We start from the raw sequence: 12428 nt of genomic DNA, 5'->3' as shown, positions 1-12428 counted from the left end.
AGGAATTAGGAGGTTAAATGACTACCTATTGCAATAACCACTAGCAGCCTCATTATTTTGGAAAATATTAATCTTTAACTTGTTATCTAAACACAAAACATCAATGACAAAAAAGCCTGTTTAGTTCGCGTATTGAACTAAACAGGCTTTTATTGGAATATTGAACGGTTCGCTTAAAGAGCGATAGCGAGCTCCGCACCTTGGCGTATAGCACGCTTGGCATCAAGTTCAGCGGCAACGTCAGCTCCGCCAATCAGATGAACCGGAATTCCCGTAGACTTCATCTCTTCAAGCAGTGCAGTATTTGAAACCTGACCCGCGCAGAGTACAACATTATCGACTGCTAACACCTCAGCCTTGTCATTAACGGTGATATGCAGCCCTTCATCATCAAACTTTTCATAAGATACGCCGGTTTTCATCACCACTTTATGCTGCTTCAATACTGAACGGTGGATCCAGCCCGTTGTTTTACCCAATCCTTTACCCATTTTTGTGGTTTTACGTTGCAGTAACACCACCTCACGATGCTTTTCATCGAGAACAGGCTCTGTTAAGCCACCTGCAGTTTGGTATTCTTTATCGATACCCCACTGCTTTAACCATTTATTTGGGTTTAACGTAGAGGATTCTTCTTCGCATAAATAGTGCGCCATATCAAAACCAATACCGCCAGCACCAATCAAAGCAACTTTCTGTCCAATTTCAACTTCGCCGTTGAGTACTTGTTGGTAATCAACCACTTTTTCACTATCGAAACCAGGTAAATCAAGCGGACGCGGTTTAACCCCCGATGACATCACTATTTCGTCAAACTTTTCATCTCTAATGACACTAGCATCGAGTCGAGTATTTAGACGCAGTTCAATCTTATGCAGTTTTATCTGGTTTAGAAAATATCTAATGGTCTCGTCGAACTCCTCTTTGCCAGGGATCTTCCTGGCTAAGTTAAATTGTCCACCGACTTCAGATTTTGCCTCAAACAAAACCACTTCATGACCTCTAGTCGCCGCATATACTGAGAACGCCATCCCTGCAGGGCCTGCGCCCATTACCGCAATACGCTTTTTAATGTTCGCTGGGGTGAAGTTAAGCTCGGTTTCATAGCAAGCACGTGGGTTAACTAAACAGGTTGCTCGTTTAAGCGCAAAGCTATGATCAAGACACGCTTGGTTACAGCCAATGCAAGTATTGATAAGTTCAGGTGTGTTAGCTTCAGCTTTATTTACAAATTCAGGATCGGCTAAGAAAGGCCTAGCCATCGACACCATATCTGCTTGGCCCGACGCAATAATAGATTCTGCTATCTCGGGTGTATTAATGCGATTAGTCGCGATAAGCGGAATAGACATCTCTTTCATCAGCTTTTCCGTCACCCATGCAAACGCGCCGCGAGGTACGCTAGTGGCAATGGTCGGAATACGCGCTTCATGCCAGCCTATGCCGGTGTTTATAATCGTTACACCCGCGCTTTCTAACCGTTTTGCAAGTTGTACAACTTCATCCCAAGTGGAGCCATTATCAACCAGATCAAGCATAGACAATCTAAAAATGATAATAAAATCAGTGCCCACTTTGGCGCGGATCTGATTTACGATCTCAACAGGGAACTGTGCTCTATTTTCAAATGCACCGCCCCACTTATCTGTACGCTTGTTGGTGCGAGAGCTAACAAACTGGTTTATCAAATAACCTTCACTGCCCATCACCTCTACGCCGTCATAACCTGCTTTTTTAGCCAGTGCAGCACTGGTTGCATAGTCTTTAATCGTTGCGGCTACTTGTCTTGTAGACATTTCAGATGGTGTGAAAGGGGTAATCGGAGATTTTATTTTACTCGGGGCCTGCGAGAATGGGTGATAACCATAACGTCCCGCGTGTAGTAGTTGCATGCATATCTTACCGCCGGCGTCATGCACTGCTTTAGTGACGATAGTGTGTTTCTTTACCTGCCATGGAAAACTCAACTGACAAGCATTAGGCGCCAACCGCCCACGGAGATTAGGTGAAATACCGCCGGTAACGATAAGACCTACTCCGCCTTGTGCACGCTCTTTATAAAACACTGCCAGTTTCTCAAAACCGCCCTTTTCTTCTTCCAAACCAGTATGCATTGAGCCCATCAGCACACGGTTCTTTAACTGGGTAAAGCCCAGATCTAAGGGTTCTAATAAATGCGGAAACGACATTCAAACGTCCTTTTTAAACAAGTGATTTAATTCAGCATACATTGTGTAAACCATAAGCTCAATAAGTGAGTGATTAGATTCCTTTACAATTGAATTTTCCTTTCGAGACTGTTTTCAGTTAGCATTGTCATAATTCGGATTCAAAGGAGTGGCTGATGCCCGCTAAACCCTCAATATTTAAAAAGATATTCCTACTTAGCTGGAATGTAATCAACGGCACAAGAAAACTATTTTTAAACCTTTTCTTTTTCGGTATTGTCATCGCACTCATCGTAGTATTAAGCGGTGAAGAAAGCATAAAAGTAGAAGATGGTTCAGCACTGGTGCTGAACCTTTCTGGAGCAATCGTTGATCAAAAACGCCATGTAGACCCTTTTGAAGCGGCAATGAAAAGTGGTAATGGTAAAGATGCTGGTGGCGAGATCCTATTAGCAGATGTCATTGATGTTGTTAACAATGCCGCTGCTGACAATCGGATCAGTCAGTTAGTACTCGACTTAGGCCACCTTAGTGGCACAGGCATGAGTAAGCTACAATCGATTGGTGATGCCTTAAACAACTTTAAAGAATCGGGTAAACCCATTGTTGCTCACGCAAATTGGTACGGACAAAATCAGTACTTCCTCGCCAGCTTTGCAGATAGCATCACCTTAAACCCACAGGGCAGCGTTGAAATTGAAGGCTTAGGTCGTTACCGCCAGTATTTTAAGTCAGCCTTAGACAAGCTTAAAATTAAAGCTCATGTCTTCCGCGTCGGTACATTTAAATCTGCAGTAGAACCCTTTATTCGTGATGACATGTCAGACGCAGCTAAAGAGGCTAACTTAACCTTATTAAATGATTTATGGGAAAGCTACAGTACTACGGTTGGACAAAACCGAGATATCCCTGCAACGAGTCTATCTTTGAGCGCAGAGGACTATTTAGCCCAGTTAGACAAAGCGGAAGGTCAGTCTAGTCAAATGGCGCTGAATATGAATTGGGTTGATAACCTTAAAACAGCGGAAGGATTTCGATTGAGCATGGTTGATGCCGTCGGTGAATCTGCCGATGGTGAGTCATTCAAACAGATCGATTTCTATGATTACCTTTCTGTAACGGCAAGTCATCCACTGCTTTTATCAGACAATAAAGTCGGCATCATCGTTGCCAAAGGCACGATCATGAATGGCGCGCAACCTGCTGGGCAGATTGGCGGAGAAAGCACCGCTAAGTTGCTCCGTAAAGCACGTTTTGATGATTCCATTAAAGCCGTGGTACTTCGTGTTGATAGTCCTGGTGGCAGTGCATTCGCATCAGAGCAGATCCGCCAAGAAGTATTAGCCCTTAAAACAGCCAATAAACCTGTTGTTGTCAGTATGGGCAGCTATGCAGCGTCCGGTGGATACTGGATATCAGCCAGTGCAGATTATATCTACGCCACCCCAACAACGTTGACAGGCTCTATCGGCATTTTCGGAATGGTCACCACCTTTGAAGACTCGCTTGCGAGCATAGGTGTCCATACCGATGGTGTTGCAACTTCTGACTGGGCAGGATTTTCTGTCACTAAAGGTCTTTCTCCAGGGATCAGTGCTATTATTCAGCGCCATATTGAACGCGGATATAACGACTTCATTTCATTAGTCGCTAAAGAGCGTGATATGAGCCTTGAGCAAGTAGATAGTATTGCACAGGGCCGTGTTTGGACTGGCCGTAAGGCACTTGAGCTTGGTCTGGTAGATGAACTCGGTGATCTACAAGACGCAGTATCGCGAGCAGCGGATATGGCATCAATCGAACATTTTGATACCGAAGTGATTGAGCAAGAGCTATCACCGCAAGATCTGTTTGTACAAGAGATGTTTGCTAGCGCGTCGGTATACATGCCACAAAGTTTGGTAAAAACCACGCTAATTGAACAACTTTTGGGTCAGTTTTCAACAGTTGCTCAGACATTGCAGACGTTTGATGATCCAAATGGTGTCTATCTTTACTGTGATACTTGCAGTGACTAAGTCATAAAGCTTTATCACTCACTAAAGTTTTATTAAATAAAGCCCAGTTTTACTGGGCTTTATTATATCCACACCTTTATAATCATCCCATTGTGTTCAAAAACAAAATCAAAACCAACATGACTAAACGCTGTATATATGTAGCCTACACGGGCGGTACTATTGGTATGCAAAAAACTGAACAAGGCTTTGCCCCTGTTGCAGGATTTTTGACTGGATGTATCAAAGCAATGCCTGAGTTTTACCATGAAGAAATGCCAGACTTTGTCATCAGTGAATACTCTCCCCTAATCGACTCATCAGATATGGCACCGACTGATTGGCAGATGATCGCTAATGATATCAAAGCCAATTATGACCAATACGATGGCTTCGTGATTTTGCATGGTACCGATACCATGGCGTATACGGCATCTGCTTTATCGTTTATGTTACAAGGGTTATCTAAACCCGTTATTGTTACCGGCTCACAGATCCCACTGGCACAGTTACGTTCCGATGGACAAACTAACTTACTTAATGCGCTCTATATCGCAGCAAATTATCCTGTCGATGAAGTGTGCTTATTCTTCAATAACAAACTGTTTAGAGGCAACCGTACGACTAAAGCGCATGCTGACGGCTTTAATGCGTTTGCTTCGCCGAATTTCCCATTATTATTAGAAGCTGGAATTAAGATCCGCTGGCATGCAGGTAAACTCGCAAAGGATAATCCGAGCCAAACACTTAATGTGATTAATATCAGTCCACAACCGATAGGTGTCGTGACTCTTTACCCTGGTATTAGTACAGAAATCTTCGCCAATATATTACAGCAACCTGTAAAGGCGCTGATATTGCTGACCTTTGGCGTTGGCAATGCACCACAAACACCCGCGTTACTTAAAACACTGCGTGATGCACACGAGCGTGGGATTGTACTGGTGAATTTAACCCAGTGTTTGCAAGGTAAAGTCAATATGGGCGGTTATGCGACGGGTAATGCACTTGCATCGGCAGGGGTTATCAGCGGCTACGACATGACGACAGAAGCTGCACTGGCTAAGCTACATTATTTATTATCAACGGATCTCACCCCTGATGCCATCCGAAAAGCCATGCAAGTATCCATTGTAGGTGAGTTAACCCAAGATTAGACCATCAGCCTCTAGAAATAGATAAAGCCCTGCGCTAATAAATTAGCACAGGGCTTTTAGTGTTAATCTACAGCTCTTTTTCTTGGAACTCAGCGATAGTCTCGCCTTTGAACTGCTTCTTTAATTCTGACTTAGAGAGCTCGTTTACGTTACCTTCACTGTTAATAGTGAAGTGTTCCGTTTGTGTAAGCTTTCTAGCCTGATAAAGCATAACGACCTGTTGAGTCGACGCACGCTGCTCTTGTGTTAGCACAGTGCCATCTTCCCACTTACCCAGCTCTACCGCACTCAGTAAGCGCTGGTAAACTTCAGTCGGCATATCATCAATGACTTTATTTATATCGGTCATACTCTTTTCCGTTTATGTAGCACGATTTGCATTCGGGTAACCAAGTAGCCAACAAAACCCAGTGTAAAAGCAGACACAGCAATAATAGAACGGGTCCCCTCTGCAGGTTCTCCCCCCCAAAACCAAGTGACTACGCCGCCAATAAATAACGTTAATGCCAAAAAGCTCTGATTCATTAACTGATTAGAGCGCTTTATATGACTAATCACTTGCAGGCTTTCATTGTTGGCAGAAATGCTAGCTTTACAATGCGAGCACTCTTTAGCCATGCTTGAAATGCGTTCACCACAGCTAGGACACTTAACTAATGCCATTTACTCCCCTCAATACTCATTTAATAAACGTACAACTTACTTTAATTTATCAACCACAGCGTTCATCGCAATCAACGATGCTTCACCAAGGTAAATACAGCGCTCAGGCGACCAACCAGCCATAAGATCAGGCATATTGTCGTTGTCTTTGAATGGCATTTCTAACGTGTTAGAAAGACAACCAAACGTATGTGCCACCCAGTTAGAACCAACGGTTAAGTTGGCTTGACCCGGCGCATCTTTATCATATCCAAATTCAGTTTGAAAATCAGGGCTCGCCATTTGTAATGCATCTACAAATGCTTGCTGACGTACTGCATCTTCTTTGGTATAGGCTGGGACACCTTCACAGCCGGCAAGGAATACGAACGGTAAGCCTTCATCGCCATGCACGTCATAGAAAAGATCAACACCCGTCTCTTTCATTTTATTAACCACATAAAATACTTCAGGGCTTTTCTCTAAAGAGGGAGACTGCCACTCACGGTTAAGATTTGTTCCTACCGCATTGGTGCGCAAATGCCCTCGAACACTCCCATCTGGGTTCATATTTGGCACAATATAGAAGTTAGCTTTGTCTAAAAGTGATTTAGCCGTTGGGCAATCGCTATCAAGCAGGTTGTTAATTAATCCTTCAACCAACCATTCAGCCATAGTTTCACCAGGATGCTGACGCGCTGTGATCCAGATATTGGCTTTCTCTTCGTCACCGTCACCGACTTTGATGAGCGTCATATCACGTTCATCCAATGTCAGGCCTAAATGCTCTAAGCTGACTTGTGGATGTACCTGTACGGCCGCTAATAAGTCTTGATGACGCTCATAGCTGTATGGCGCAAAATAAGCGATTTGAATTGCATCACAATCAAGATCGACTGAGATAGTTAACTTGCCGTCTTGATACGTCGTCGGCAATCTAAACCAGTTTTGTCTATCGTAAGTCGCTACAGCTTGGTAATCATCCCAACCTTTAACGTAAGAAGCTTTGTCCGCATTAACAATATTAAGCGTGTACTGAGTACCAACAACACCATCGAGTTTGAAATTAAACCATTGAAAAAACTCTCCACCTTCATCGGGACGAATGGCCAACTGCACATCGTCTTTATTGTCAGCATTGATTACTTCTATGTTTCCGCCATCAAAATTCGCGCTAATACGCATAACACTTCCTTTCTACTGTTTTAGGCTGTGATCCAGCTCGATTTCAATCTTTGCGCTATAGAATAAACCAAAATGTGATAAGGAGCAGCCTAAACAGTGTAAAAACCCCTAAAAATCGACGCTGTGTAAGCTTTCCGTTGCAGTGTTCTCTCAATACAGAGCTTTACCCACAACCTTAAATTCCATACAATCGCTGCAATTGATAGAGATAGAGGGGTTGATCCCCCTTGATAGACATTGCATTCGTAAAAGAACGGAGAAACAAATGACCCAAGCTAGACATTGTAACTTACTTATTCTGGGTTCAGGCCCTGCTGGCTATACTGCAGCAGTATATGCCGCTCGTGCTAACCTAAAACCTGTCATGATCACAGGTATGCAGCAAGGTGGGCAACTTACGACAACGACAGAAGTTGAAAACTGGCCAGGTGATGCGGATGATCTTACCGGTCCAGCATTAATGGAACGTATGCAAAAGCATGCAGAAAAGTTTGATACTGAAATTATTTTTGATCACATCAATGAAGTTAACTTAAACGTCCGCCCTTTCCAGTTAAAAGGTGATGACGGCGAGTTCACTTGTGATGCACTCATCATCTCTACAGGTGCATCAGCGATGTACTTAGGTCTTGAGTCTGAAGAAGCCTTTAAAGGCCGTGGCGTATCAGCTTGCGCAACGTGTGACGGTTTCTTCTATCGTAACCAGAAAGTCGCTGTTATTGGTGGTGGTAACACTGCAGTTGAAGAAGCACTGTACCTCAGTAACATTGCATCTGAAGTGCACCTTATTCACCGTCGTGATAGTTTCCGCAGTGAAAAAATCTTAACTAAGCGTCTGATGGATAAAGTGGCGAGCGGCAATATCATCTTACACCTAGACAACACTCTCGATGAAGTTGTTGGTAATGCGATGGGCGTTACCGGTCTTAAGATGAAGAGCACTAAAGATGGTGTCATCAAGGATTTAGAAGTGGCTGGCGTATTCGTCGCCATTGGCCACAGCCCAAATACTGGTATGTTTGAAGGCCAGCTAGAGATGAGCAATGGTTATATCAAAGTAGAAAGTGGCCTTAATGGCAACGCTACCCAAACAAGCATAGAAGGCGTATTTGCTGCTGGCGATGTAATGGATCAACATTACCGCCAAGCGATTACATCTGCGGGTACAGGCTGTATGGCCGCACTTGACGCTGAGCGTTACTTAGACGCCAAGAAGTAATTGGTAGTTTCGATAAAAAGCAGGCTTTAAGCCTGCTTTTTTTGTATCTGTAATTAACCAAAAGCGTCAGATAATGAGTACCGCGATAAGATAAGACGTTTGTGGTGATAATCTAATGTTTAGCTTAATTATCACGGTACCTAGGTCAGTTCGCCTTTTTCTGCAGGCCTAAGCAAAACCACTGCTAAGTCCAGAGTGTGCTCACCTTGTGTACGCTTTTGCTGATGGAACTTAAAGATTTCATCAATCAGTCTCTAAAACGTCAACTTATTCTCAAGACGGGACAAATTTCAGATACAAAAAAGGGAGCCCTAAGGCTCCCTTTTTACAAGAATCACAGCTAATTACTTAGCTAAAGCTTCTTTTGCTTTTTCTACTAAAGTTGTAAATACAACTTTATCAAAAACAGCGATGTCAGCCAGGATCTTACGATCGATTTCAATAGAGGCTTTTTTCAAACCATTAATGAAACGGCTGTAAGACAGACCATTTTGACGAGAAGCCGCATTGATACGTGCAATCCAAAGTTGACGGAATTGACGTTTCTTCTGACGACGGTCACGGTAAGCATATTGACCAGCTTTAGTTACGGCTTGCTTTGCAACACGGTAAGTACGTGAGCGAGCTCCGTAATAACCTTTGGCTAGTTTGAGTACTTTTTTGTGACGAGCACGAGCGGTTACACCACGCTTAACTCTAGGCATTGTTCTTTGCTCCTTTAATTAAGCGTAAGGTAGTTGACGTGCAATAGCAGGCATGTCAGCTTTAGATACTAAACATTTAGCACGTAAGTGACGTTTACGCTTAGTGCTCTTCTTGGTCAAAATGTGACGTAAATGGGCTTGCTTACGTTTAAAACCATTGGCGGTTTTCTTAAAACGCTTCGCTACACCCTTGTCTGTTTTCATTTTAGGCATTGCTAAAACTCCGCATTGGGACAATTAATAAAACGCAAGGCGAACAGGTATCTTAATAAAAAGACCCTGCTACTTTCAATTGCCTTACTATTTCTTTTTCGGTGCGAGAACCATGACAGCTTGGCGACCTTCCATTTTTGGAAAGGACTCCACGACTGCAATTGCTTCCAAATCAGCTTTGATACGGTTCAAAAGATCCATACCTAGGCTTTGGTGAGCCATCTCACGACCACGGAAACGAAGCGTTACTTTCGCTTTGTCGCCGTCTTCTAGAAAACGAGTCAGGTTGCGTAGTTTTACCTGATAATCGTTCGAATCTGTACCGGGACGGAATTTAATTTCCTTCACCTGTACAATTTTTTGCTTCTTTTTTTGTTCTTTTTGAGCTTTCGCTTTATCAAAAAGGAACTTACCGTAGTCCATTACACGGCAAACCGGCGGCTCAGCATTAGGACTGATTTCTACTAAATCAACACCTGCTTCGTCAGCAACTTCCTGTGCTTCACTAATAGTCAAGATACCTAATTGCTCACCGTCAAGACCGTTAAGACGGACTTCTGAAACACCAGTGATGAGCTCGTTTATTCTATTCGGGGCCGCCTGGCGCCCTGCAGTTTTTTTGATCTTTATGACCTATTCCTCCAACAAATTGAGACTACGGAGCGAAATTTGGTTCTTGAGCTTAGTCGCAAATTCTTCGATTTGCATCTTACCTAAGTCAACTCCCTCTCGGGTACGCACCGCGACTTCCTTATTTTCTATTTCTTGATCACCAACGACCAATAAATAAGGGACACGCCTTAACGTGTGCTCACGTATTTTAAAGCCTATCTTCTCATTCCTCAAGTCTTTAGTTGCACGAATTCCATATTCTTTTAATGAATTGACAACTTTTTCAGCATAATCCGACTGTTTGTCAGTAATATTCATCACGACAACTTGTTGAGGTGCTAACCAAGCTGGGAATTTTCCGGCGTACTCTTCAATAAGAATACCCAAGAAGCGCTCTAATGAACCAAGAATGGCTCGGTGGATCATTACGGGCGTTTGACGACTGTTGTCTTCCGCTACGTAAGTTGCACCTAAACGACCAGGTAATGCGTAATCTAATTGTACAGTACCGCACTGCCATGCTCTATCTAAACAATCGTGTAATGTGAATTCGATCTTAGGTCCGTAAAAAGCACCTTCACCGGGTAGGATGTCAAATTCAATATCATTAGCTGTAAGCGCTTGCTTTAAGGCTTCTTCAGCTCGGTCCCACATATCGTCATCACCAATACGTTTTTCAGGACGAGTAGAAAGCTTAACGGCGATATTTTTAAAGCCAAATGTTTCGTATGTGTCATACACCATTTGAATACATGCGCTAACTTCCTGCTGAACTTGATCTTCAGTACAGAAAACATGTGCATCATCTTGCGTAAAGCCACGAACACGCATTAAGCCATGCAGTGAACCTGATGGCTCATTACGATGACAACAACCAAACTCAGCCATACGTAATGGCAAATCGCGATAAGACTTAAGGCCTTGATTAAATATTTGAACGTGTCCAGGACAGTTCATCGGCTTAATGGCGTATTCACGATTCTCAGAGCTAGTGGTGAACATTGCCTCGGAATATTTATCCCAATGGCCTGAACGTTCCCACAACACTCGATCCATCATTAATGGACCTTTAACTTCTTGATAAGTGTATTGACCCAGTTTTTGACGAATGAACTTTTCAAGTTCTAGGTATAGACTCCAGCCATCGTTGTGCCAAAACACCATACCAGGTGCTTCTTCTTGCATATGGTAAAGATCTAGCTGCTTACCAATTTTACGATGGTCACGCTTAGCCGCTTCTTCTAAACGGTTAAGGTGCACTTTAAGTGCTTTCTTGTCTGCCCATGCTGTACCGTAGATACGTTGCAGCATTTTGTTATCTGAGTTACCACGCCAATAGGCACCAGCTACACTCATCAACTTAAAGTTCTGGCAGAATCTCATGTTCGGTACATGCGGACCACGGCACATATCAACATATTCTTCATGATGATAAAGCGCTGGAGTTGCATCTTTGCTGATGTTCTCATCAAGGATTGCAATTTTATAGCTTTCACCGCGAGCTTCAAAGGTATCACGCGCTTCTTGCCAGCTAACAACACGTTTATCAACAGCGTAGTTAGTTTTTGCAAGTTGGGTCATACGCTTTTCTAGCGCATCAATATCTTCCTGGGTCAATTTATGATCTAAGTCGATATCATAATAGAAACCATTGTCGATAACAGGACCGATCGCCATTTTAGCGTCAGGCCAAAGCTGCTTAAATGCATGGCCGAGCAAATGTGCACAAGAGTGGCGAAGGATCTTTACACCCTCTTCATCTTTAGCTGTGATAATCGAAAGCTCTGAATCGGTATCAATGATATCGCAAGCGTCTTTCAGCTCACCATTAATACGTCCGGCAATACAAGCTTTCGCCAGACCAGGACCAATATCGGCAGCAACATCTAAAGTAGAAACGGGTTGAGCAAACTCGCGTTTGCTTCCATCAGGAAGTGTAATTACAGGCATGAATTTTCCTTTTCCAGTGGTGACCCCCACGTAGGGCCACTTGGGTTTAATAATTAAGAGTTAAAACGCAGCCAGGACAAGACCGTACAGGAGTCTATGTTTTCCGACGCGTAAGAGCGTGATTCTAAGTGATAGCCATGGGTGGATGCAAGTTTTACCTTGAGATTAGTTTTTCTTATTCAAACCATTAAAAACATCAGGGGAATATCATCAGTGATAAAGGCTGACTGTAACTTCAGCTTCATTTTTAGTCGTTAATCTAGCCGCGTCTTAAACAAGGAGGACGTTATGATTAAGCTAATGTTATTGACCGCAACGCTAATGCAAGCCGGATATACTGAAAGCCCACAGGTACCATCACAAACAATCAACAAAGCACAACTAATCGTCGAGATAGAAACAGACTTAACTAACACTATGGTGTACATGACAAAGGCATTAACCGAAAATATCGTTGCCACAGAGCAAGGGAGCTATCTTCAATTAGCAAACAAGACATCATTAAGCAGCATGGCGGTCACAACGTATAATGTCGCGAAGTAGCACAATCGATATCAATACTAAACCCAGTATTAGATTGT

At 43.2% G+C, this 12428-nt stretch carries 12 protein-coding genes; 4 read left to right on the top strand and 8 right to left on the bottom strand.

Annotated elements, in window-relative coordinates:
• Positions 1-173: 173 nt before the first annotated feature.
• Positions 174-2189, bottom strand: a complete 2016-nt coding sequence (locus CXF83_RS12350; RefSeq protein WP_101090242.1) for an oxidoreductase — start codon at positions 2187-2189, stop codon at positions 174-176.
• Between the two features lie 155 nt (positions 2190-2344).
• Between CXF83_RS12350 and sppA the strand changes: the two genes are divergently transcribed.
• The gene (sppA, locus tag CXF83_RS12345) at positions 2345-4186 is read left to right on the top strand and encodes a signal peptide peptidase SppA (RefSeq protein WP_101090243.1); all 1842 of its coding nucleotides are present in this window, start codon (positions 2345-2347) and stop codon (positions 4184-4186) included.
• Between the two features lie 119 nt (positions 4187-4305).
• The gene (ansA, locus tag CXF83_RS12340; protein WP_101090244.1) at positions 4306-5322 is read left to right on the top strand and encodes an asparaginase; all 1017 of its coding nucleotides are present in this window, start codon (positions 4306-4308) and stop codon (positions 5320-5322) included.
• A 67-nt stretch (positions 5323-5389) separates the two neighbouring features.
• Here ansA and CXF83_RS12335 read toward each other — a convergent pair whose 3' ends face one another.
• From CXF83_RS12335 to CXF83_RS12325, 3 genes are read right to left on the bottom strand one after another with little or no spacing between them, the layout of a single operon-like run.
• Complete coding sequence (locus CXF83_RS12335; protein WP_101090245.1) at positions 5390-5671, bottom strand: YeaC family protein; 282 nt, start codon at positions 5669-5671, stop codon at positions 5390-5392.
• Positions 5668-5985, bottom strand: coding sequence for a zinc ribbon domain-containing protein (locus CXF83_RS12330; RefSeq protein ID WP_101090246.1), 318 nt, complete (start codon positions 5983-5985; stop codon positions 5668-5670). Before CXF83_RS12330 ends, CXF83_RS12335 begins: the two co-directional genes overlap by 4 nt.
• 36 nt (positions 5986-6021) lie before the next feature.
• Positions 6022-7149, bottom strand: a complete 1128-nt coding sequence (locus CXF83_RS12325) for a M14 family metallopeptidase (protein WP_101090247.1) — start codon at positions 7147-7149, stop codon at positions 6022-6024.
• Between the two features lie 265 nt (positions 7150-7414).
• Between CXF83_RS12325 and trxB the strand changes: the two genes are divergently transcribed.
• Positions 7415-8368 (top strand): thioredoxin-disulfide reductase, encoded by a 954-nt coding sequence (trxB, locus tag CXF83_RS12320; protein ID WP_101090248.1) that lies wholly within the window; start codon positions 7415-7417, stop codon positions 8366-8368.
• 344 nt (positions 8369-8712) lie between these two features.
• On the opposite strand, the gene rplT is transcribed toward trxB, so the two are convergent.
• The 4 genes from rplT to thrS form a co-directional block, all read right to left on the bottom strand.
• Positions 8713-9072: a 50S ribosomal protein L20 gene (gene rplT / locus CXF83_RS12315; RefSeq protein ID WP_012142467.1), complete on the bottom strand. Its 360-nt coding sequence runs from the start codon at positions 9070-9072 to the stop codon at positions 8713-8715.
• 18 nt (positions 9073-9090) lie between these two features.
• Entirely contained in the window at positions 9091-9285 is a 195-nt protein-coding gene (gene rpmI / locus CXF83_RS12310) for a 50S ribosomal protein L35 (protein WP_005503401.1), read from the bottom strand.
• Positions 9286-9372: 87 nt separating this feature from the next.
• On the bottom strand, positions 9373-9915 hold the full coding sequence (gene infC, locus CXF83_RS12305; protein WP_101090249.1) for a translation initiation factor IF-3: 543 nt from the start codon (positions 9913-9915) through the stop codon (positions 9373-9375).
• A gap of 3 nt (positions 9916-9918) precedes the next feature.
• Positions 9919-11847, bottom strand: coding sequence for a threonine--tRNA ligase (thrS, locus tag CXF83_RS12300; protein WP_101090250.1), 1929 nt, complete (start codon positions 11845-11847; stop codon positions 9919-9921).
• Between the two features lie 288 nt (positions 11848-12135).
• Between thrS and CXF83_RS12295 the strand changes: the two genes are divergently transcribed.
• On the top strand, positions 12136-12390 hold the full coding sequence (locus tag CXF83_RS12295; protein WP_101090251.1) for a hypothetical protein: 255 nt from the start codon (positions 12136-12138) through the stop codon (positions 12388-12390).
• The last annotated feature ends 38 nt before the right edge of the window (positions 12391-12428 follow it).

Origin of the sequence: Shewanella sp. Choline-02u-19, from assembly GCF_002836205.1 — a bacterium.
In the GTDB taxonomy this organism is placed as follows: Bacteria; Pseudomonadota; Gammaproteobacteria; order Enterobacterales; family Shewanellaceae; genus Shewanella.
Note: the sequence above shows the minus strand (reverse complement) of the source record. Positions and strands in the feature narration are given on the sequence as shown.